Source organism: Kordiimonas sp. (assembly GCF_048264555.1).
Taxonomy (GTDB): domain Bacteria; phylum Pseudomonadota; class Alphaproteobacteria; order Sphingomonadales; family Kordiimonadaceae; genus Kordiimonas.
The window spans coordinates 944,507-965,141 of the sequence record NZ_JBLXCX010000002.1 but is presented as its reverse complement, the minus strand read 5'-3'; the positions used below and the strand labels follow the sequence as shown (position 1 = coordinate 965,141).

Here is a 20,635-nt window from a genome sequence, read left to right as displayed (position 1 = left end):
CAGTCAGAGGGAAGGGAAACGATGAAAGAAATCCTGGAACGCCTTGAAGTTAAGCGTCAAGAGGCGCGTATGGGCGGAGGGCAGGCCCGCATCGATGCACAGCACGCACGCGGCAAGCTAACGGCTCGTGAGCGGATCGATCTTCTGCTCGATGAAGACAGCTTCGAAGAATATGATACCTTTGTTGAGCACCGCTGTACCGATTTTGGTATGGGCGACAATAAATTCGCGGGCGACGGTGTTGTTACCGGCTCGGGCACCATAAATGGTCGCCTTGTCTATGTGTTTAGTCAGGATTTTACCGTTTTTGGCGGCTCCTTGTCTGAAACCCATGCACAGAAAATCATCAAGGTCATGGATATGGCCATGAAGGTTGGCGCGCCTGTTATTGGCCTCAATGACAGTGGCGGTGCCCGTATTCAGGAAGGCGTGGCGGCCCTTGGTGGTTATGCTGATGTGTTCCAGAAGAATGTGCTGGCCTCTGGCGTTGTGCCGCAAATCTCCATGATCATGGGGCCGTGTGCGGGCGGTGCCGTATATAGCCCGGCCATGACCGATTTTATCTTCATGGTGCAAGACAGCTCCTACATGTTTGTGACCGGCCCTGACGTTGTGAAAACCGTGACAAACGAAGTGGTGACGCAGGAAGAGCTTGGCGGTGCATCTACGCACACCACCAAGTCAGGCGTGGCAGACAAGGCGTTTGATAATGACGTTGAAGCTCTTGCCCAGCTCCGTCGTTTTTATGATTTTCTGCCGCTCAATAACCGGGAAAAACCACCGGTTCGCCCGAGTTATGACAAGCCAGAGCGCATCGAAATGTCGCTCGACAACGTCATTCCTTCAAACGCCAACAAACCTTATGACATGCATGAGGTGATTGAGAAGATGGTGGACGAGGGCGACTTTTTTGAGCTTCAGCCTCGTCACGCGGGCAATATCATCATCGGCATGGCCCGCATGGACGGCCAGACGGTGGGCATTGTCGCCAACCAGCCTATGGTTTTGGCGGGGTGTCTTGATATCGACAGTTCCAAGAAAGCGGCGCGGTTCGTGCGTTTCTGTGACTGTTTTAATATCCCGATCATCACACTCGTGGATGTGCCCGGCTTCCTGCCCGGTACCGCGCAGGAATATGGTGGTATCATCAAACACGGTGCAAAGCTTCTGTTCGCTTATGGCGAGGCGACCGTGCCCAAAATCACCATCATTACCCGGAAGGCTTACGGCGGTGCATATGACGTGATGGCATCCAAGCACTTGCGCGGTGACCTCAACTACGCATGGCCAACGGCTGAGATCGCCGTGATGGGGGCTAAAGGAGCCGTGGAAATCCTGTACCGCAAGGAAAAGGATGACCCGGAGAAGATTGCCGCCCGCACCAAAGACTATGAAGACCTGTTCGCAAACCCGTTTGTGGCGGCGCAGCGCGGCTTCATTGACGAGGTGATCATGCCGCATTCAACGCGTAAACGTGTGATCCGTGGCCTCAGGAAGCTTGCCAACAAGCACCTTGAGAACCCGTGGAAGAAACACGACAACATCCCGCTTTAAGGGGAAGCTTGATGGCCAGACCACTACCAAAAGACCTGGAAAACATGGCGGGTACAGCCAAAAAGGCTGAAGTTCGCTCTGTAGGCATTGCAGGGTTCCTGCTCGGTACCGCGTTTGGTTTTGGCATGGGAGCTGCGTTTTTCAGCTCCGCGGGCAGCACATTTTATTTTGCAATCGGCGCAGCGGTTGTGGGCATAGCCTGGTGGCTTGCCGCCCGCGCGCGCAAAAAGAAATCATAAGGTAAGGGAAGCGCTTCATGTTCAAGAAGATCCTGATTGCCAACAGGGGTGAGATCGCGTGCCGGGTCATCAAAACCGCACGCAAATTCGGCATCAAAACCGTGGCTGTGTACTCTGATGCAGACGCAGACGCCCTGCATGTGGAAATGGCGGATGAAGCTGTGCATATCGGCCCACCAGCGGCGGCGGAGAGCTATCTGCTTGCGGATAAAATTCTGAAAGCCGCCAAGGACACAGGCGCCGAGGCTATTCACCCAGGGTATGGGTTCCTCTCAGAACGGGCGAGCTTTGTGGAAGCTGTGCAGAAGGCGGGTCTCGCTTTCATCGGGCCAGATCCCAAGGCTATCGACGCCATGGGCGACAAGATTACCTCCAAAAAACTGGCGGCTGAAGCGGGTGTGTCCACCGTGCCGGGCTATATGGGCATTATCAAGGATGCGGACGAGGCGGTCAAAATCTCTGCCGAGATCGGCTATCCCGTTATGCTCAAGGCGTCTGCAGGCGGTGGAGGTAAGGGCATGCGCATTGCCTATAATGACAAGGAAGCCCATGAAGGGTTCCTATCCGCCCAGAATGAAGCGCGCTCAAGCTTTGCGGACGACCGTGTTTTTATTGAGAAATTTGTTGAAGAACCGCGCCATATTGAAATTCAGGTGCTGGGTGACAAGCACGGCAACGTGATTTACCTGGGTGAGCGGGAATGCTCTATCCAGCGTCGTCACCAGAAAGTGGTGGAAGAGGCACCAAGCCCCTTCCTTGACGAAGCCACCCGTAAGGCGATGGGTGAGCAGGCCGTCGCACTCTCCAAGGCGGTGGATTACTGCTCCGCCGGGACGGTTGAGTTTATCGTCGACAAGCACAAGAACTTCTATTTCCTTGAGATGAACACCCGGCTGCAGGTGGAACACCCTGTTACCGAGCAGATCACCGGCATTGACCTTGTGGAGCAGATGCTGCGTGTGGCGGCGGGCGAGAAGCTCAGCATTACGCAAGACGATGTGACGCTCACCGGCTGGTCGATGGAAACACGCGTTTATGCGGAAGACCCGCTCCGTGGTTTCTTGCCGTCTATCGGGCGTCTCACAAAGTATTTGCCACCGGAAGAAGGCGAACACGTGCGGGTGGACACCGGCGTTTATGAAGGCGCCGAGATTTCCATGTTCTATGATCCGATGATCGCCAAGCTCGTGACCACAGGCAAAACGCGGGATGAGGCCATCGCGGCGCAGCGCCGGGCGTTGGATGAATATTATATCCGTGGCATTGCACACAATATACCGTTCCTCGCGGCTCTGATGGCGCATCCGCGCTTTCAGAAAGGCGACATGACCACGGGCTTTATTGCTGAAGAATACCCCGACGGCTTTGAAGGGGGAGCGCTGAGCGATGAGGTGCGTGAGGCGATGATTGTGGCGGCAAGCTTCATCAACGCGGTGGAAGTGTCCCGCGCGACACAGATCGATGGCCAGATATCCGAGCCACGCGGCCCACAAGAGCGGCCGTGGGTGGTCACAATCGGCGGGGAAGACGTGGTAACGGGCGTGATGCTTGTTGAAGACCACGCTGAAATTGTCATCGGTAAAAAACATATCCCCGTGATGACGGATTGGCACCCGGGGCAGCCTGTGTTCCATGCCCGCATTGGCGAAAAAGACTTCGCCATGGAGATTGACCGCAGACCGCTTGGGCTGATGCTCACCTGCGACGGTGTTACGATGGATATCCGGGTGCAGACGGAACGTGCAGCCAAGCTGCATGCCCTGATGCCAGAGAAAGAAGCCCCGGATACGTCCAAACTGCTCCTGTGTCCAATGCCGGGGCTTGTTGTCTCCATCGCTGTTGAAGCGGGGGATGAGGTGAAAGCAGGGCAGGCGCTTGCGGTTGTGGAAGCCATGAAGATGGAAAACATTCTCCGGGCCGAGAAAGACGGGGTGGTGAAATCTGTTGAGGCCGCAGCGGGTGATAGCCTGGCTGTTGATGCCATCATCCTTGAGTTCGAATGAGCTTAGCGGACGAATGCGGCCAAGCGGTTGAACCGCTCCTTCGCGCGCTGGTGGGGTATGATACCACCAGCCGCAATTCAAATATGGCGCTTATACGCCATATAGAGACCTACCTTGCATCACACGGTATCGCCTCGCATCTTGTCGCGAACGACGATGGCTCAAAAGCCAATCTTTTTGCCACCATCGGCCCCAATGTAGAAGGCGGCGTTGTGCTGTCTGGTCACACGGATGTGGTGCCGGTGGATGATCAGGACTGGTCAAGCGACCCCTTCACCCTAACCGAGGAGGAGGGCCGCCTTGTTGGGCGTGGCACGGCAGACATGAAAGGCTTCATTGCCGTATGCCTCGCTTATGTACCGCTGTTCCTTGAAGCCAAGCTCACGCGGCCTATCCATTTTGCCTTCACCTATGACGAGGAGGTCGGCTGTCTTGGCATCCAGCACATGCTGCCGTATCTGGCTGAGCACTGCGCGGCACCAAGGCTCGTGGTGGTGGGGGAGCCTACCTCAATGCAGGTGGCGGCTGCCCACAAGGGCCAGCATGTGTGCCGTACCCGTATCACGGGGCGAGAGGCCCATTCCAGCCGGCCCGAGGACGGCGTGAACGCCGTGATGGCGGCGGCAGATCTGATCACGCTGATCAGCAGTTTTGCTGCTCGAGAGCGGGAAAAGGGCGTGCAGGATGAAGCGTTCGATCCACCCTACACATCTTTCAATGTGGGGCCGATCCGTGGTGGTAGTATGTTCAATATTATCCCCAAAGCATGCGAGTTTGATTGGGAGTTTCGACCCGTTCCTGGCACGGACGCGCAAGAAATTCTGAATGAATATCAACGCTTTATTGATGATGTTGTTACGCCGCGCATGAAAGCGGCTGGCGGTGCGGAATGTGGTGTTGTCAACGAGGTCTGGGCCTATCTGCCGCCCTTGAAGGCTGACCCTGGCTCTGACGCGGAGACGCTTGCCATGCTGCTGGCTGGTAAAAATGAGACCACTGTTGTGGCATTCGGCACGGAAGGTGGGCATTTCCAGAGCATTGATTTTCCCGCTGTTGTCTGCGGGCCGGGGGATATCGCGCAGGCCCATAAGCCGGACGAGTTTATCACGATGGCAGAGCTGGCGGCGTGCGGCAAGTTTATGGAACGCCTCGCCCGTGCGCTCAGCGCGTGAGGATTTAGAACAAAAGTTCTTCCCTTTTAGACAGACCGTGCTGCCCTTGCGCTGAGACGGCTTGCCCATAAGCGTCATACCCGCGTAAAAATATGGGTATCTAAAGGACATGCGCATGGTGAAGCGCCGCAAAGGAACCGGGATATGACGCGCTTTTTATGGAGCCTGATGGCCTTTTTTGCTGTCGCGATTGCGCTATACGCCTTTTATATCCTTTATGATCCGTCCTTCCTGCGTGAAAACGACGTGATGGCACATCATCTGGATGCAAGGCCATGGGCTGTGTATGGCCATATTGGCCTTGGTGCGCTGGCGCTTGCCATTGGGCCTTTTCAGTTCTTAACCCAGGTCAGAACACGAGCGCCGGAACTACACCGCACGATGGGACGCACCTACGTGGTCGCCTGCCTGCTTGCCGGGCTGTGCGGAATTGTGCTTGCCCTACGCACGGCCATGGGGCCGGTGGCGCTTATGGGGTTCGCGTCCCTTGGCATTCTCTGGCTCGTGACCACATCCTTCGCATTCACGAAAGCAAGGGCGCGCGATTTCACAGCCCACCGTGTATGGATGGTGCGCAGTTATGCGCTAACCTACGCGGCTGTGGCCCTGCGCATCTATATCCCTGTGGGGTTGATCGCGGGCTTCGACTTTTCGGTGGTTTACCCGCTTGTGGCGTGGGCATGCTGGGTGCCCAACCTGATATTTGCGGAAATTTTCCTCCGCAACGTGCGCACACCCGTGGTAGCCCAAGCGGCTTAAAGTGGGCTGCTCTAGCCTTTGTCATATCCTTGCAAAACAGATAGCCTAAGCCTTTCGTAAGCTTGCGGGGGCGAGTGGCGCTTTGGAGTATCATCTATGAACGAGGATAAGGCCGAGAGAATAGCTGTGCGGGCCCGTATCCATGGGCGGGTGCAGGGTGTCTGGTATCGTGGCTGGACCGAGAAGGAAGCCGTGCGGCTTGGCCTTCATGGCTGGGTGCGTAATCGGTCTGACGGCACGGTTGAGGCTTTGTTCGCGGGCGAGAGTGAAGCTGTGGACACCATGCTTGGCTTATGCCTCGCGGGGCCGATCGCGGCGCAGGTCATCAAGGTCGAATCAGAAGCGGCGAAAGGCATAACCCCTCGCCGCTTTGAAGTAAAACCTACAGTTTAGAGGCCGCGGCTAGATCTGGAAAACCGGGTGGCTTTCTTCAATCGGGTTTGATGTATCCTGCATACCGCTCTCGGTCGGCAACGCTTCGTACGGCATTTTGGCGCTTGAGCCTTCAGGCGCTTCTTTTACCTCGAGATGCATGGGGCGCGGTGCGATGCCAAAAATCTCTTCGAACGCTTCACGGATGGCAATATCAAGGTCATCCATCGTGACCGGTAGCCCAAGGTCTTCTAGGCTGGTGACACCATGCTCGGATATACCGCAAGGTACGATACCGTCAAAATGCGTGAGATCAGGCGCGAGGTTGATGGCGATGCCGTGATAGGTAACCCACTGGCGCACCCGCACGCCAATGGCGGCAACCTTGTCCTCACGGCCACCACCACGTTCAACCCACACACCAACGCGGCCCTTGCGGCGCTCTGCCGTGACGCCAAATGAAGCCATCGCGCGTACGATCACTTCTTCAAGGCTGTAGACAAACTGGCGCACGTCCTTGCCGCGCTTTTTGAGGTCCAGAAGGAAGTAGACCACACGCTGGCCGGGCCCGTGATAGGTATATTGGCCGCCACGGCCCGCGTCATAGACCGGAAAGCGGTCCGGGTCCACCAGGTCTTTTTCGTCGGCGCTGGTGCCCGCAGTATAAAGGGGAGGGTGTTCAAGCAACCAAACCATCTCTGCCGCTTCGCCAGCGCGAATGGCGCGCACGCGGTTTTCCATTTCTTCAATGGCGTCAGGATATTCGATCAGGGTGTCGCTGATTCGCCACTCAAGGGGCATTTGGTCGCTCATAACTTACCTCACCAATTCGAGACTTCGCGCTTACATACCCCTTTGCGGGCCTCAGTCCAAGCCTTTCTAAGCTGAACGCCTTGATGTGACCGCGCCTTTTGGTTAAGGAAATAATAAGGATGAAGTGCCAAAGTGCCCTTACGTCAAATAGTTGGCTGGGGCGTAGATGCTTAGGCACAGGCCATTGGCCCATATGAGGACACCATGAATTTTCAGGCTGTTAACCGTGTAACTGTTGAGATCACCGTGGTTCTTGGCCGCACGCATATGCCTGTGCGCCAGCTTCTCAAGATGGGCCGTGGTGCGGTGATTGACCTGGACGCCAAGCACGAAGACGAATGTTGGGTCTATGCCAACAATGAACTTATCGCCCGGGGCGAGATCATGATCGTTGGCGAGAAAATTGGTGTTTCCATCACCCGCATGATGAGCCAGTTGCAAGTTTAAGCTTGGCCAGCCGCCCGGATTTCCTGTCTTTTTCAGATAGTTTCAAAAACATGTCATTTTCCGCTTGCGGGGGGTGATCTTCCTTGATAGTAAAGCGCCCGACCTCGCGGCCGTGGCGGAATTGGTAGACGCGCAGCGTTGAGGTCGCTGTGGGGTAACACCCGTGGAAGTTCGAGTCTTCTCGGCCGCACCATAAAAACCCGTAGGGAAAATCCCTGCGGGTTTTTTCTTTGGCTGATCTTGGAAAGCTTTACCGGTTTTCCCCCGCTTTTCATGCAAGTTCGTCTAAAAAATTGATTTTTTGATCAGGATACTGGAAACAGACAGTGCTTTCTTTTATCAAATGAAAGCAGGCTATTTGTATGTTGCGATGCAAATGCCAACGCTGTGATGGGCCAATAAAGGGGATGCGAGATGACAGAAACCGGGCAAGACCCGCGTCAGACCGAAGACGATCTCGCACCCGAATCTCAGGATGTTATTGAACGCCCTGAGGTCGAGGAAGAAGAGACCGAGGTCCACCACGACCGCGAATTTATCCAGCAAGTGCATACCGCTGTGCGCGAGGAAGATGCCGAGCGCGCCTATGACCTTGTGGCGGATTTGCACGCGGCTGACGTTGCTGACCTCTTGCAGGTACTGCCCTCCGCCCAACGTGTGGGTTTTATCGGCCTTCTCGGTGAGCGGCTTGACCCCGACGTCCTGATCGAGGTTGAGGGTGCCGCGCAGGACGATCTTTATGAGCATATGCCCAATGAGCTGATCGCCGATGCGGTGACCGAGCTTGAGGCAGATGACGCGGTTTACGTTCTTGAGGAGCTGGACGAAGAAGACCGGGAAGAGGTTCTTCGCGCCCTTGCGGCTGACGACCGGGTGGCGATTGAGGAAAGCCTGAGCTTCCCTGAAGAATCGGCTGGGCGATTGATGAGCCGGGACTTTGTGTCCCTGCCGGAGTTCTGGACCGTGGGCCAGACCATCGATTTCCTCCGCTCGGAGGACGAAGATATCCCGGCGGACTTCTACGACATTTTTGTGGTGGACCCGAGCCACCATGCTGTGGGCACCGTGCCCTTGTCACGGGTCATGCGCAGCCAGCGCCATGTCACTATTGGCTCGATTATGGATTCCGACCCCCATGTGGTGAAGGTCACGGCCGACCAGGAAGAGGTGGCCTACCAGTTCTCCAAATACCACCTGATTTCGGCGGCGGTAGTGGACGACAGCCAGCGCCTCGTGGGTGTGGTTACCGTTGACGATATCGTTGAAGTTATCGGCGACGAGGCACAAGAGGATATTCTCGCACTCGCCGGTGTGGGTGAAGAATCAGGCGTGAACGAAAACTTCATGGAAGTAACCAAAAGCCGGTTCTTCTGGTTGTTCGTAAACCTTGGCACCGCCGTGCTGGCCTCTGTTGTTATTGGGCTCTTTGATGCAACGATTGAGCAGATGGTGGCGCTCGCTATTTTGATGCCGATTGTGGCATCAATGGGTGGTAATGCGGGCACACAAACCATGACAGTGGCGGTGCGCGCGATCGCGACCAAAGAATTGAGCCGCACTAATGCGCTACGCGTTGTTAACCGAGAGATGATGGCGGCCCTCGTGAACGGCATTCTGCTGGCTATTGTGTCCGGTGCGCTGGCGTGGGCGTGGTTCGGTGATCTGATGCTGGGCGGTATTTTTGCCTTCGCCATGGTGTTTAACATGTTTGTTGCTGGCCTTAGTGGTGTGCTTGTTCCCATGACCCTCAATAAAGCGGGGGTTGACCCGGCCATTGCTTCCAGTGTTTTTGTAACGACTATTACTGATGTTGTTGGATTTTTTGCCTTCCTAGGGATCGCGGCCATAGTATTGCTGTAACTGGTGAAATTTATGGATAACGGCCTGATACTCTTGGTGGATGACGAGCCGGTGGTCTTGCAGATGCAAGCGGCAGCCGTCCGCCAATTTGGCTTTGAAACATTGATCGCAGAAACGGCGGAAGAGGGGCTTTCGCTGACACGGAAGTATCGTCCCTCCCTTGTGATCAGTGATGTTCAGATGCCCGGCGAGGGCGGCTTTGATTTTATTGACGGGCTAGAGCGGCAAGGCCTCAAAAACATGCCGACCATCTTCCTCACGGGGTATGACGACATTGAAATCATCCGGGGCGGGTTGCGCGCGGGCGGTGACGACTTTGTCATCAAGGGCGGCTCGGTTGAGAAGCTTCGGAAGCGCATCGCTTTCTGGATGGCGAGTGGCTTTCAGGAACTGCCGAGCGACCTGCGCCGTCGTGCGCTGATTGCAGCCAACGCGCTAAAGGGCGATAATTTTAGTGAGGTGGAAAACCATCTGGTATTCAACCAGGCCCTGGTTGACCGTGTGGCGGCAACCGTTACGCACGAGATGGCCGGTGTGCCAACAGACTATGGTGTCCGGCTTGTTGAGCGGGTCTGTGTGATGGGGCGTATCTCCAAGCTTATCATCGACGCCGCTGAGGGATTTGGCGACTTTGTGCGCTTCCCGGACTATTTTATTGCGGTCACGCAGCTTGTTCGGCCCGGCTGGGCGCGTGATTTCTGGCCGCTCCTCAAACGCTTTGAGGATTGGTCCTGCGATACCCGGTTTGTGCTGGCGGGTGTGGAGCCGCTTCAACCCATCAAGGACTATGAATGGTTTGTTGAAGGCCTTCAGTAGGCCATCTAGTCAATATCAATGGCCATATTATCCAAAAGCCTGACGCTGCCGATACGTGCAACCGCGATCACCCGGGCGGGGCGATCCAGCCGCTCCAGAACGTCAAGGCTGTCCGGGTCCACCACCGAAACATAGTCAACGGCTTTAAACCCGGCTGCGAGAAGCCGGTTGGATGCATCTTCTTCCGCCTGCCTGAGCGCAGTGCCTGAGCTGACTGCCGCGATCAGGCCTTTCAGTATCACATTGAACAGGCCCGCGACCTGACGCTCCTCAGCATTCAGATAAGCATTGCGGGACGAAGCGGCCAGGCCATCTTCCTCGCGGATCAGCGTGCCGCCCATAATCTCCACCGGGATATTGAGGTCAGCCACAAACCGGCGGATCACTGCGAGCTGCTGGAAATCCTTCTCGCCAAAAATCGCTACGTCTGGCAGGCATTGCAGTAGAAGCTTGCTAACTACTGTGGCAACACCGTCGAAATGACCGGGCCTGAGAGCGCCTTCAAACCGGTCGGAAATGCCGCCAACGCTTACCTTGGTGGCAAAGCCGGTTGGGTACATCTCGGAAGCGTTTGGCGCATACACAAGGCTTGCTGGTGTTGTTGCGAGTTTCTTGCGGTCTTCTTCCTCCGTCCGGGGGTAGGTGTCGAAATCTTCTCCTTCGCCAAACTGGGTCGGGTTCACGAAGATGGAGACCACCACACGGTCTACCTTCGTGGCGATCGCATCAACAAGGGACAGGTGCCCATGGTGAAGAGCTCCCATCGTGGGCACAAGCCCAACCCGCAAGCCTTCTGCTTTCCATGCAAAAACCTGTTCGCGCAGGGCATCAACGCTGCGAACCACCGGCACTGTGCCGCTCATGGTTATCCCCCGTAGTTTGAGTGTGCTGCCAGTTGGGCGCTATCGAGCCCGTCAAGGTCGTTGTAATTTATGATGGACAGGATGTCGCTCACATAATCGGCGCCACGCTCGGAATAGTCGACAAGCGCTGGCGCGAGTGCAGCCCCCGTGACCACGAGATTATGCTCCCTAAGCTCTGCACGCCGAAGCCGTAATTCCCGATAGCTGGGGTGACGATTGAGGTTGGTCATATAGCTGAGAACGCTATCAAGAAGATATTCGAAGCTTTTGATTTTATGGGTTTTTCCCTCGTCACGCTCAAGCGGTGTCAGGCCTTCAGCGTCGCCCCAGACCCACTCACCAAAAAGGGCGTTACCAGCCTGCGCGAAGCGGCTCGTGCCCCAGCCTGATTCCATCGCGGCCTGCGCAAGCGCGAGCGACGGCGGGATGATATCAACCCGGAAGATCAGGAGGTCCATATCCTGCAGCGAGAAATTGCGGTGGCGCCGCACCCGGTATTGTCTTGCTTTGCCTTGCAGCCATTTGCGCTCACTGGCCCTGAGCGGCACACCGTTCAGCATCTTTTCCTTGAGCTTGAGGAGCACACCGCGGTCCGCAACAATCAACTCATTGGCGCGCAGGATGATGGGCAACATGGCTGAGGTGAACAAGCGCTTCTTCTCGCGTGCGTTCATCACCTCAGGCAAATTGTCCGGCAGCCGGGTCAGGAAGATGCGGGGCACAGCTTCAACTGCGTGCATTTCCTTTTGCAGAAGCCGGGCGAGGCGTGGCGTCATGGGGGCTTTTTTACGGGGCGGCAACTGGTGCGCCAGATAGTTCGCCTCATCCCCCACAAGGGCATGCGGGCGGGAGAGCTCAAGCAAATGACGAGCTAACATGATTGGCCCCGCAAAGAGCACAAACATCAAAGCCAGCATCACCAAGGTTTTTCGTACACGCAAGCGCACGACGAGCATTTCTCCCGTTGTTTATATTCTATATACCTAGCTAATAAATCTAGTTGCAAACGGCAAGATCGTCTAATGCTATGACGTTGGGGTGGCAAGTCTTGCTACTAGGTAATGTGTTTTGGAGGATACTCTGTGCCGGATAGTGTGGCAAATCCTGATAAAGTGCCGGTTGGGCGGCCTTATCTTATTGTGCTTGGGAACGAAAAAGGCGGCTCTGGCAAGTCGACCACGGCAATGCATATTGTTGTGTCGCTGTTGCGGGAAGGTCGCACTGTGGGGACCATTGATCTCGATGCCAGGCAGAAAAGCCTGACTCGGTATATCGAGAACCGGCGGGCCCATTCATTGAACAAAAAGCTCGATCTGCCGATGCCGATAGAGCTTGTAGTCCCCAAATCTACACTCCGGACCTCAGATGAAGCCGAAGCAGATGAGAAACAGCGCTTTGAAGAAGCCTATCTGCAGCTTATGGACAAGGTGGATGTTGTGGTGGTGGACTGCCCCGGTAGTGACACATTCCTCTCCCGCCTCGCCCATACGGCGGCGGATACGCTCGTAACACCTGTGAACGATAGTTTTGTGGACCTTGACCTGCTCGCGCGGGTCAATCCCTCAAGCCACAAGGTGGAAGGCCCAAGCCTTTATGCCGAGATGGTCTGGAAAGCGCGCCAGCGCCGCGCCATGGCTGATGGTGGCTCGATCGACTGGGTAGTGCTCAGAAACCGGGTCGGTGCTTTGCACGCCAAAAATAAGGAACGGGTTGAGCGCGTGCTTAATGAGCTTACCAAGCGTATTGGCATCCGCCATATTTCTGGCCTTGGCGAGCGGGTGATTTACCGCGAACTGTTCCTGCGTGGCCTCACGCTCATGGACCTCAAGGAAGCAGGGGGAATTGACGGCAAAGGCATGTCCCTCAGCCATGTGGCGGCACGGCAGGAAGTGCGTAAGATGATGGATGCCCTCAACCTGCCGTTCCGGCAAGCAGAGAAGGTTGCCTGATATGTTGGGGTGGCTGATCCTTGGGGTGATCATGGCGGGCATTCTGCTCATGCTGCTGAACTGGTGGGCGCGGGCAGATGTCAAGTCGGCCAAAAGCCTGCTTTTCTGGTCAATCGTGGCGCTGTGCGGTGTTTTTGGCCTGCTCCTATTCGCAACCGGCAAGGGTTTTGCGGCTATCGTGCCCGCAGGCTTCGCGGCCTGGCGCATGTTTGGTGCCCCGCGTATGGGGCGTGGCAGCGGTAGTGGCAGCACTGGTGCATCCTCTGCACGCCAACCCAGCATGAGCCGATCAGAAGCGCTTGATGTGCTGGGGCTTGAGGACGGTGCGACCGATGATGAGGTGAACGCGGCCTATCGGGCCATGATGGCGAAATACCACCCGGACAAGGGCGGTAATGACTGGATGGCCAGCAAGCTGAATGAAGCCCGCAAGACCCTTCTGGGCAAATAGGTGTTTTAGGCATTGATTTCCGCCAATCACGCATTGACGACCCGCGCATGGCCTGACACTCTAAGCTTATAAGATTTTATCTATTTTTTTCAGAGAGTTTGAGATGACTGCTCACGTTTTTCATTCAACGGTACTTCGGGAATATGATGTTCGCGGCATTGTGGGGGAAACCTTGCATGCGGCGGATGCTTTTGCGCTTGGTAAAGCTTTTGGAACCCACGTGCGCCGTGCGGGTGGCACCCGTGTGTGTGTTGGATATGACGGGCGCGTGTCCTCGCCGGAGCTGTCCTCTCGGTTGATGGAAGGCCTCAAAAGCACCGGGCTTGAGGTGCTGAACGTGGGCCTTGGCGCCACGCCGATGTTGTACTACGGCGTTTTTGAGCTGGATACGGATGGCGGCATCATGGTCACCGGCTCCCATAACCCGCCAAACTATAATGGTTTCAAGATGATGCTGGGCAAAAAGCCCTGTTTTGGTGCAGCCATTCAGGCGCTCGGTGAAACCGCAAACGCGGGTGATTTTGAAGTGGGCGAGGGCAGCATCACAGATGTTGATATCTTTGACCGCTATGTGAAGCGCCTGCTGCGTGATTATGAAGGCGCGTCCTTCAAAGTGGCGTGGGACCCAGCGAATGGTGCAGCCGGCCCCGCGATTGAAGAACTGGTGAAACACCTGCCCGGCGAGCATATCGTGATCAACGCGGAGGTGGACGGCACCTTCCCGAACCACCACGCAGACCCAACGGTTGAAGAAAATCTTGAGCAGCTCAAGGAAGTGGTGGCCCAGCACGGCTGTGATATCGGCCTTTCGTTCGACGGCGACGGTGACCGCATCGGCGCGATTGACGGGCAGGGCCGCGTGGTGTGGGGTGACCAGATGCTGGCCATCATGGCGGGTGACCTGCTGAAAGAGCTGCCTGGCGCCCCCATCATTGCGGACGTGAAAGCAAGCCAGGCGCTGTTTGACCGGGTGACCGAGCTTGGCGGCAAGGCCATTATGTGGAAGACCGGCCACTCGCTCATCAAGGATAAAATGGTGGAGCTCGAAGCACCGCTTGCGGGTGAGATGTCTGGCCACATTTTCTACAAACATAAGTTTTATGGTCATGACGATGCCATCTATGCGGGCCTTCGTTTCATGAATGCCATCGCGAAGCAGGGTGGTGATCTGGCCGCCCTCAAGGACGGTTTGCCTCAAGCGATCAATACGCCTGAGTTGCGGTTTGATTGTGATGAAGTGCGCAAGTTTGAGGTGGTGCGCGAGGTGAAAGCCCGGCTTGAAGCGGCGGGTGCTGAAATGTCCACCGTTGATGGTGTGCGGGTGCAAACCGCAGACGGCTGGTGGCTCCTCAGGGCATCAAACACACAGGCGGTGCTGGTGGCGCGCTGTGAGGCCTCTACGGACGAAGGGCTTGAGCGCCTGAAGGCTGAACTTGTTGGCGCCCTTGCGCTTTCCGGTGTTGAAGCGCCTGATAGTCTTTAGTTTAAACGCCTGAGATAAGAAAATCTCATACCTTCACTGCATGTTTACTCTTTTAGAAGAGGCTATATGTACTACATTATGGAGGTATGGATTTTTCCGGAGGATCGATGCCTGACAAACGACAAGATGGCGATGAGAGCGGTACAGGCACTGGCCTGCTGACCCGGTCTGAAACCAAGACTAAAAAGCCGTCCATGTATAAAGTCTTGCTCCTCAATGACGACTACACGCCGATGGAATTTGTGGTGCATATCTTGCAGCGCTTTTTCCGGATGAATATGGAGCAGGCGACAGAAGTGATGCTGCATGTGCACCAGCGCGGTGTGGGCATATGCGGGGTGTTTACCTATGAAGTGGCCGAAACAAAGGTCAATCAGGTGATGTCCTTCGCGCGCCAACATGAACATCCCTTGCAGTGCACGCTTGAAAAAGAGTGATTGAGACAGGCCCCTGCCGCCGAACGCGGCAAAAGCGCCTGATAAAGGATAGAACAGAGTGCCTAGATTTTCTCCCCATCTTGAAGAGACCCTGCACAGGGCGCTGAAGGAAGCAAACGAGCGTAGCCATGAGTATGCCACGCTTGAGCATTTGCTGCTTTCGCTCCTTGATGATCCTGACGCTATCGCGGTGCTGAAAGCCTGCGATGTGGACGTGGATCTTTTGCACTCTCAGGTGGTTGAATATCTCGACGACGATATGGAAAACCTGAAGGTTGAGACAGACGGCCTTGAGGCTACGCCAACTGCGGGTTTCCAGCGTGTGGTTCAGCGTGCGCTTCTCCATGTGCAGTCGTCCGGTCGCGAAGAAATGACCGGTGCAAACCTGCTTGTGGCCTTGTTCTCGGAGCGGGAAAGCCACGCTGTGTTCTTCCTCCAGAGCCAGGATATGACCCGGCTTGATGCGGTGAGCTATATCTCACACGGCATCGCCAAGGTACCTGAGTTGAAGGATGACCGCCGGGTGCGGGGTGCTGACGATGAAGAAGAAGCCGTGCGGGCCGACCAGCCAGCGGGTGGCGGCGAAAGCAAAAAAGCCGACACCGCCCTTGCAGCTTACTGTGTGGACCTTAACGAGAAAGCCAAGGCAGGCAAGATCGACCCCTTGATTGGCCGAGCCGCTGAGCTTGAACGTACCGTGCAAATCCTTTGCCGCCGGTCCAAAAACAACCCGCTTCTGGTGGGTGACCCGGGTGTTGGTAAAACCGCCATTGCAGAAGGCCTTGCGCGCCGCATTATCGAGCGGGACGTGCCGGAGGTGCTGAATAACGCTGTGATCTATGCGCTTGATATGGGCGCATTGCTCGCGGGCACGCGCTACCGGGGTGACTTTGAAGAGCGGCTTAAAGCCGTGGTGAAAGAACTGGAAGGCCGCGAAGGTGCCATCCTTTTCATCGATGAAATCCATACCGTGATTGGCGCGGGCGCTACGTCTGGCGGGGCGATGGATGCCTCGAACCTCCTCAAGCCAGCGCTAGCGAGCGGGTCGATCCGTTGCATGGGCTCCACCACCTATAAAGAGTTCCGCAGCCATTTCGAGAAAGACCGTGCGCTACTTCGCCGCTTCCAGAAGATCGACGTGAACGAACCGTCTGTGGATGATGCAATCAAGATTTTGCGCGGGCTCAAGCCTTATTTTGAAGAGCACCACAGCGTGCGCTACACCGCAGAAGCAATCAAAACGGCTGTTGAGCTGTCTGACCGCTATATCTCGGACCGCAAGCTGCCAGACAAGGCGATTGACGTGATTGACGAAACCGGCGCCGCGCAAATGCTGTTGCCGCCGTCAAAACGCAAAAAAACAATCGGTGTGAAGGACGTGGAAGCCGTGGTGGCGAAAATCGCACGCATCCCGCCCAAAACCGTTACCCGGGATGAAAGCCGCGTGATGTTCACGCTTGAGGATGACCTCAAACGTGTCGTCTTTGGCCAGAACGCGGCCATCGATGCGCTCACGGCGTCTATCAAACTGTCTCGCGCGGGCCTGCGTGAGCCTAATAAACCCATTGGCTCTTACCTCTTCAGCGGCCCCACGGGCGTGGGTAAAACCGAAGTGGCACGCCAGCTCGCGCACCTTTTGGGTGTTGAGTTGCACCGCTTTGACATGTCTGAATATATGGAACGGCATTCCGTCTCCCGCCTTATTGGGGCGCCTCCCGGCTATGTGGGCTTTGACCAAGGCGGGCTGCTGACCGACGCGGTTGACCAGCATCCGCACTGTGTATTGCTGCTTGATGAGGTTGAGAAGGCGCACCCTGACCTCTTTAACGTGCTGTTGCAGGTTATGGATAACGGTACGCTCACGGACCACAACGGCAAGAAGGTGGACTTCCGCAACGTGATCCTGATCATGACCACAAACGCGGGCGCGGCAGAGCTTAGTAAAACTGCCATCGGTTTCGGGCGTGAAACAAATGACGGCGCGTCGGAAGAAGCGGTGAAACGCATGTTCAGCCCTGAATTCCGCAATCGGCTGGATGCTATCATCGCGTTTGACTTCCTGCCGCCTGAGGTGGTTTCCCGCGTGGTTGAGAAGTTCGTGCTACAGCTTGAACTCCAGCTTGCGGACCGCAACGTTGAAATTGCGCTCACGGAAGAGGCAAAAGCCTGGCTCGCAGAAAAAGGCTATGACCAGCACTATGGCGCACGGCCGCTTGCGCGCGTTATTCAGGAAAACATCAAAACCCCGCTGGCGGACGAATTGCTGTTTGGCAAGCTCAACAAAGGTGGCGAGGTTGTGGTGAAGCTGAAAGACGGCAAGCTTGATTTTGAAGTCACGCCGCACGCACCCAAAGCCAAGCCGGAAAAAAAGGTGAAAGCCAAGAAGAAGGCTGAACCGAACGCAAGTGTGCCTGCCACCCGCAAGGAAAACAAACCGCCGGTGCCGGTTAAATAAACCGGCAGGCCAATAGGGCAGGCAGTGACCAGAGTTTTTATTGAAACCGAGAGACTTAAGCTGCGCGATTGGTGTGAGGCCGACCGCGCAGTTTTCGCGACGATGAACGCAGACCCTGAGGTGATGCGCTATTTCCCGGCCACACAAAGTTTGGCGGAAAGCAACGCATCGATCGACCGCTGTATGGCGCGTATCACAAACGACGGGTTTGGTTTTTTCGCGACTGAACTCAAGGCTACCTCTGAGTTTATCGGTTTTATCGGCATCCAGAAGGCGCCGGACTATCTGCCTGTAGCTCCCGCGATTGAGATTGGCTGGCGCTTGAGCCCGAAGGTTTGGGGGCAGGGGTTGGCGCCAGAGGGGGCGAAAGCATGCCTTACATTCGCGTTTGAGATGCTGGGTGCTGATGAAGTGATTTCCATCACTACCCACACCAACACGCCTTCCCGCCGGGTGATGGAAAAGATTGGTATGAGCCGTGATGAAGCCGGTGACTTTGACCACCCCATGATCGCTGAAGGCAGCCCGGTTCGCGCCCATGTGCTTTACCGCATATCGCGTTAAGCATCCTTCTTGAACGGGGTGTGATCGCCTAGGATATCCACATGGGCGTCTACTTCCCGGCGTTCATGCTCCAGATAGCGGGCGACCGCATCGCGGAAGCCTTCATTCTCGATCCAGTGTGCGCTGTAGGTTTTTTGTGGCTCATAGCCGCGGGCGAGCTTGTGTTCGCCTTGCGCGCCTGCTTCAACATGCGCCATGTTGTGCGCAATGGCATAGTCGATCGCCTGATAGTAACAGGCTTCAAAATGCAGGCTGTCAAAACTTTCAAGGCAGCCCCAATAGCGGCCATATAGTGTGTCGGCTCCGATGAAATTGAGGGTCCCGGCCACCGCCTCGCCTTGATGCTCGCACATCAGAAGCAGGATACGGTCTGCCATCAACTCCCCAACGCGGGTGAAAAACGTGCGGTTCAGGTAGGGGCTGCCCCATTTCCGGCGGCCGGTATCCATATAAAACTCAAAAAAGCTGTCCCAGTCCTGTTCCCTAATCTCTGCACCGGTCAGCAGGCGGAAATTGATGCCTTGCTCCTCCACCCGGCGGCGTTCCTTGCGGATTTGCTTGCGTTTGCGGGACGACAGGGCACTGAGGAAATCCTCAAACGAGCTATAACCCCGGTTATGCCAGTGGAACTGCTGGTCGGTACGAATGAGATAGCCCGCGTCGCGCGCCGCACCCGTCTGCGCTTCCGGCAGGAAGGTGAGATGCAGGCTTGAGGTGCCAAGCTCGCTGGTTATCTTTTTCGCGGTGCTCAGAAGGGCGCGTTCAAGCGCTGACCTATCTTCCCCGGCTCGTACCAGCAGGCGCGACCCCGTAACCGGCGTGAAAGGTACGGCAGATTGCAGTTTGGGATAATAGCGCCCACCCGCTCGCTCATAGGCATCGGCCCAGCCATGGTCGAACACATATTCGCCGTATGAATGGCCTTTGAGGAACAGCGGCATAATGGCCGCGAGCGTGCCGCAGTCTTTCCTGATGATCAGGTGATAAGGTCGCCAGCCGGTATCGGCTGTGGTGCAGCCGGTTTCCTCAAGAGCAAGGAAAAACGCGTGGCTCAGGAAAGGGTTATCGCTGCCCGCGCAGGCATCCCAGTCAGACGCCGGGATTTGGCTGATGGAACCCGCGATTTCTGCCTTCAGGTTTGCCCCGTCCGGCATCATGCTCCCCTTCAGCTCTTTTTACCCACAATGGCGGGTTTTTCAAAGATAACCGCATCGGCGTGCTGGCGGGCGATCTCTTCCATCATGTCGTCACGCACGGTCCAGGTCAGCAGCGGGTTACCCTTTTTGCGCCATGCGGTGCAGAAGCTGTTGGGCAGCAGGTTCACGTCACAGGCAATGAAGTCCGGCTTGCATTTATGCACCCAGTATTGGAGCGCGAGCCGCGCTTTCATGCTGAGGAGAAATTCACGCCCGATCACAAGCCCGCGCGGGTATTTGGGCATATAGGTTTTGAACCATGTCACAATGCGGGGGTCAAACGACATGACCGCCACGTTTTTGCCGTAGCCTTCAAACGCGTGGCGCACGCCCGCGCATACCTTCTGCAGGTCTTTGCGCTTGTCGTATTTGATCTCAACAAACAGGGGGGTTTTTTGCTGCACAACGTCCAGCACATCCGGCAGGCTGGGCATGGGCAACCCGGTTTTGCCCACGGTAAACTCATCCCTCAACTGGCGGAAACCCCATGTGGAAACATGACCTTTGCCGTTTGTCATGCGCTCAAGCGTATCGTCATGAAACACCACGATGATATCATCCACCGTGGCGCGCACATCGATCTCGACCGCGTATCCGGCGTCAACGGCAAGTTCCACCGCCTTGAGCGTGTTTTCTTCCGCCTCGGTCCCGGCCTCAAAAAGGCCGCGGTGGGCGACATCAAACTCAGTAAGCCAAGGAAAGTTTCTTTTGCCGTTTGCCATAGTGTTTAGCCAATCTCTACAAGAGCATCGATTTCAACAGGAACATTGAGGGGCAGTGCGTTGGTGCCAACGGCGGAGCGGCTATGCTTGCCTGCGTCGCCAAAGACATCAACCATCAGATCGCTTGCGGCGTTGATCACCTGCGGTTGGCCCGCAAAACCGTCAACACAGTTCACGAAACCGCCAAGCTTGACGATACGCTTCACCTTGTTGAGGTCACCGCCACAGGCAGCTTTCACTTGCGCGATGATATTGAGCGCACAGAGGCGGGCGGCCTTGCAGGCATCTTCCACCGACACATCCGCGCCCACCTTGCCTTCAAAGGCGACCTTGCCGTCTTTCACAGGCACCTGGCCAGATATGCTCACAAGATTGCCGCTGATAACAAAAGGCACATAATTCGCCACGGGCACCGCAGGGGTGGGGATTTCGATACCAAGATCCGCAAGGCGTTGATCGACACTCATGAGCACGCTCCAA

At 56.2% G+C, this 20,635-nt stretch carries 20 protein-coding genes, 1 tRNA gene and 1 pseudogene; 16 read left to right on the top strand and 6 right to left on the bottom strand.

Features of this window, described 5'->3' with window-relative positions; translation table 11 throughout:
• The first annotated feature begins 21 nt into the window (after positions 1-21).
• The 6 genes from ACN0XZ_RS09645 (at position 22) to ACN0XZ_RS09620 (ending at position 6,120) form a co-directional block, all read left to right on the top strand.
• The gene (locus tag ACN0XZ_RS09645; RefSeq protein ID WP_417457523.1) at positions 22-1,554 is read left to right on the top strand and encodes an acyl-CoA carboxylase subunit beta; all 1,533 of its coding nucleotides are present in this window, start codon (positions 22-24) and stop codon (positions 1,552-1,554) included.
• Between the two features lie 11 nt (positions 1,555-1,565).
• Positions 1,566-1,793, top strand: coding sequence for a hypothetical protein (locus tag ACN0XZ_RS09640; RefSeq protein WP_417457522.1), 228 nt, complete (start codon positions 1,566-1,568; stop codon positions 1,791-1,793).
• A 17-nt stretch (positions 1,794-1,810) separates the two neighbouring features.
• Positions 1,811-3,796 (top strand): acetyl-CoA carboxylase biotin carboxylase subunit, encoded by a 1,986-nt coding sequence (locus tag ACN0XZ_RS09635; RefSeq protein ID WP_417457521.1) that lies wholly within the window; start codon positions 1,811-1,813, stop codon positions 3,794-3,796.
• Positions 3,793-4,968: an acetylornithine deacetylase gene (gene argE / locus ACN0XZ_RS09630; RefSeq protein WP_417457520.1), complete on the top strand. Its 1,176-nt coding sequence runs from the start codon at positions 3,793-3,795 to the stop codon at positions 4,966-4,968. The genes ACN0XZ_RS09635 and argE overlap by 4 nt, the downstream gene beginning before the upstream one ends.
• A gap of 144 nt (positions 4,969-5,112) precedes the next feature.
• Positions 5,113-5,727: a DUF2306 domain-containing protein gene (locus tag ACN0XZ_RS09625; protein WP_417457519.1), complete on the top strand. Its 615-nt coding sequence runs from the start codon at positions 5,113-5,115 to the stop codon at positions 5,725-5,727.
• A 96-nt stretch (positions 5,728-5,823) separates the two neighbouring features.
• A complete protein-coding gene (locus ACN0XZ_RS09620) occupies positions 5,824-6,120 on the top strand; it encodes an acylphosphatase (protein WP_417457518.1) in 297 nt (98 codons plus the stop codon).
• Positions 6,121-6,267: 147 nt separating this feature from the next.
• On the opposite strand, the pseudogene lipB reads toward ACN0XZ_RS09620, so the two are convergent.
• Positions 6,268-6,900, bottom strand: a pseudogene (gene lipB / locus ACN0XZ_RS09615) (lipoyl(octanoyl) transferase LipB); the annotation flags it as partial.
• A gap of 216 nt (positions 6,901-7,116) precedes the next feature.
• On the opposite strand from lipB, the gene ACN0XZ_RS09610 reads away from it, so the two are divergent.
• From ACN0XZ_RS09610 to ACN0XZ_RS09595, 4 genes are all read left to right on the top strand, one after another.
• Positions 7,117-7,359 carry a FliM/FliN family flagellar motor switch protein gene (locus ACN0XZ_RS09610; RefSeq protein ID WP_417457517.1) on the top strand — a complete coding sequence of 81 codons (243 nt, stop codon included), beginning with the start codon at positions 7,117-7,119 and terminating at the stop codon, positions 7,357-7,359.
• Between the two features lie 106 nt (positions 7,360-7,465).
• Positions 7,466-7,552 (top strand) — tRNA-Leu (locus ACN0XZ_RS09605).
• Positions 7,553-7,773: 221 nt separating this feature from the next.
• A complete protein-coding gene (gene mgtE / locus ACN0XZ_RS09600) occupies positions 7,774-9,219 on the top strand; it encodes a magnesium transporter (protein WP_417457516.1) in 1,446 nt (481 codons plus the stop codon).
• A 12-nt stretch (positions 9,220-9,231) separates the two neighbouring features.
• Complete coding sequence (locus ACN0XZ_RS09595) at positions 9,232-10,035, top strand: response regulator (RefSeq protein WP_417457515.1); 804 nt, start codon at positions 9,232-9,234, stop codon at positions 10,033-10,035.
• 5 nt (positions 10,036-10,040) lie between these two features.
• On the opposite strand, the gene panC is transcribed toward ACN0XZ_RS09595, so the two are convergent.
• Complete coding sequence (gene panC, locus ACN0XZ_RS09590; protein ID WP_417457514.1) at positions 10,041-10,898, bottom strand: pantoate--beta-alanine ligase; 858 nt, start codon at positions 10,896-10,898, stop codon at positions 10,041-10,043.
• 2 nt (positions 10,899-10,900) lie between these two features.
• Positions 10,901-11,776 carry a glucosaminidase domain-containing protein gene (locus tag ACN0XZ_RS09585; RefSeq protein WP_417457513.1) on the bottom strand — a complete coding sequence of 292 codons (876 nt, stop codon included), beginning with the start codon at positions 11,774-11,776 and terminating at the stop codon, positions 10,901-10,903.
• Positions 11,777-11,980: 204 nt separating this feature from the next.
• On the opposite strand from ACN0XZ_RS09585, the gene ACN0XZ_RS09580 reads away from it, so the two are divergent.
• The 6 genes from ACN0XZ_RS09580 (at position 11,981) to ACN0XZ_RS09555 (ending at position 18,237) form a co-directional block, all read left to right on the top strand.
• Positions 11,981-12,847 (top strand): division plane positioning ATPase MipZ, encoded by an 867-nt coding sequence (locus ACN0XZ_RS09580; protein WP_417457512.1) that lies wholly within the window; start codon positions 11,981-11,983, stop codon positions 12,845-12,847.
• Between the two features lies 1 nt (position 12,848).
• Positions 12,849-13,298 carry a J domain-containing protein gene (locus ACN0XZ_RS09575; protein ID WP_417457584.1) on the top strand — a complete coding sequence of 150 codons (450 nt, stop codon included), beginning with the start codon at positions 12,849-12,851 and terminating at the stop codon, positions 13,296-13,298.
• A gap of 103 nt (positions 13,299-13,401) precedes the next feature.
• Positions 13,402-14,781, top strand: coding sequence for a phosphoglucomutase/phosphomannomutase PgmG (gene pgmG, locus ACN0XZ_RS09570; protein WP_417457511.1), 1,380 nt, complete (start codon positions 13,402-13,404; stop codon positions 14,779-14,781).
• A gap of 107 nt (positions 14,782-14,888) precedes the next feature.
• A complete protein-coding gene (gene clpS, locus ACN0XZ_RS09565) occupies positions 14,889-15,218 on the top strand; it encodes an ATP-dependent Clp protease adapter ClpS (protein ID WP_417457510.1) in 330 nt (109 codons plus the stop codon).
• Between the two features lie 58 nt (positions 15,219-15,276).
• Entirely contained in the window at positions 15,277-17,673 is a 2,397-nt protein-coding gene (gene clpA, locus ACN0XZ_RS09560; protein ID WP_417457509.1) for an ATP-dependent Clp protease ATP-binding subunit ClpA, read from the top strand.
• Between the two features lie 24 nt (positions 17,674-17,697).
• The gene (locus tag ACN0XZ_RS09555) at positions 17,698-18,237 is read left to right on the top strand and encodes a GNAT family N-acetyltransferase (RefSeq protein ID WP_417457508.1); all 540 of its coding nucleotides are present in this window, start codon (positions 17,698-17,700) and stop codon (positions 18,235-18,237) included.
• On the opposite strand, the gene ACN0XZ_RS09550 is transcribed toward ACN0XZ_RS09555, so the two are convergent.
• The 3 genes from ACN0XZ_RS09550 to ACN0XZ_RS09540 are packed head-to-tail and all read right to left on the bottom strand — an operon-like array spanning position 18,234 to position 20,622.
• Positions 18,234-19,391: a GNAT family N-acetyltransferase gene (locus tag ACN0XZ_RS09550; protein WP_417457507.1), complete on the bottom strand. Its 1,158-nt coding sequence runs from the start codon at positions 19,389-19,391 to the stop codon at positions 18,234-18,236. The two genes, ACN0XZ_RS09555 and ACN0XZ_RS09550, sit on opposite strands and share 4 nt — an antisense overlap.
• Positions 19,392-19,402: 11 nt before the next feature.
• Positions 19,403-20,155 (bottom strand): glycerophosphodiester phosphodiesterase family protein, encoded by a 753-nt coding sequence (locus tag ACN0XZ_RS09545; RefSeq protein WP_417457506.1) that lies wholly within the window; start codon positions 20,153-20,155, stop codon positions 19,403-19,405.
• A 5-nt stretch (positions 20,156-20,160) separates the two neighbouring features.
• Positions 20,161-20,622 carry a RidA family protein gene (locus tag ACN0XZ_RS09540; protein ID WP_417457505.1) on the bottom strand — a complete coding sequence of 154 codons (462 nt, stop codon included), beginning with the start codon at positions 20,620-20,622 and terminating at the stop codon, positions 20,161-20,163.
• Between the last annotated feature and the right edge of the window lie 13 nt (positions 20,623-20,635).

Excerpts from the sequence above, each read along its gene's own strand:
- ACN0XZ_RS09645 (WP_417457523.1), top strand. The coding sequence starts at position 22 with ATGAAAGAAATCCTGGAACGCCTTGAAGTTAAGCGTCAAGAGGCGCGT.
- ACN0XZ_RS09640 (WP_417457522.1), top strand. The coding sequence starts at position 1,566 with ATGGCCAGACCACTACCAAAAGACCTGGAAAACATGGCGGGTACAGCC.
- ACN0XZ_RS09635 (WP_417457521.1), top strand. The coding sequence starts at position 1,811 with ATGTTCAAGAAGATCCTGATTGCCAACAGGGGTGAGATCGCGTGCCGG.
- argE (WP_417457520.1), top strand. The coding sequence starts at position 3,793 with ATGAGCTTAGCGGACGAATGCGGCCAAGCGGTTGAACCGCTCCTTCGC.
- ACN0XZ_RS09625 (WP_417457519.1), top strand. The coding sequence starts at position 5,113 with ATGACGCGCTTTTTATGGAGCCTGATGGCCTTTTTTGCTGTCGCGATT.
- ACN0XZ_RS09620 (WP_417457518.1), top strand. The coding sequence starts at position 5,824 with ATGAACGAGGATAAGGCCGAGAGAATAGCTGTGCGGGCCCGTATCCAT.
- ACN0XZ_RS09610 (WP_417457517.1), top strand. The coding sequence starts at position 7,117 with ATGAATTTTCAGGCTGTTAACCGTGTAACTGTTGAGATCACCGTGGTT.
- mgtE (WP_417457516.1), top strand. The coding sequence starts at position 7,774 with ATGACAGAAACCGGGCAAGACCCGCGTCAGACCGAAGACGATCTCGCA.
- ACN0XZ_RS09595 (WP_417457515.1), top strand. The coding sequence starts at position 9,232 with ATGGATAACGGCCTGATACTCTTGGTGGATGACGAGCCGGTGGTCTTG.
- panC (WP_417457514.1), bottom strand. The coding sequence starts at position 10,898 with ATGAGCGGCACAGTGCCGGTGGTTCGCAGCGTTGATGCCCTGCGCGAA.
- ACN0XZ_RS09585 (WP_417457513.1), bottom strand. The coding sequence starts at position 11,776 with ATGTTAGCTCGTCATTTGCTTGAGCTCTCCCGCCCGCATGCCCTTGTG.
- ACN0XZ_RS09575 (WP_417457584.1), top strand. The coding sequence starts at position 12,849 with ATGTTGGGGTGGCTGATCCTTGGGGTGATCATGGCGGGCATTCTGCTC.
- pgmG (WP_417457511.1), top strand. The coding sequence starts at position 13,402 with ATGACTGCTCACGTTTTTCATTCAACGGTACTTCGGGAATATGATGTT.
- clpS (WP_417457510.1), top strand. The coding sequence starts at position 14,889 with ATGCCTGACAAACGACAAGATGGCGATGAGAGCGGTACAGGCACTGGC.
- ACN0XZ_RS09550 (WP_417457507.1), bottom strand. The coding sequence starts at position 19,391 with ATGCCGGACGGGGCAAACCTGAAGGCAGAAATCGCGGGTTCCATCAGC.
- ACN0XZ_RS09545 (WP_417457506.1), bottom strand. The coding sequence starts at position 20,155 with ATGGCAAACGGCAAAAGAAACTTTCCTTGGCTTACTGAGTTTGATGTC.
- ACN0XZ_RS09540 (WP_417457505.1), bottom strand. The coding sequence starts at position 20,622 with ATGAGTGTCGATCAACGCCTTGCGGATCTTGGTATCGAAATCCCCACC.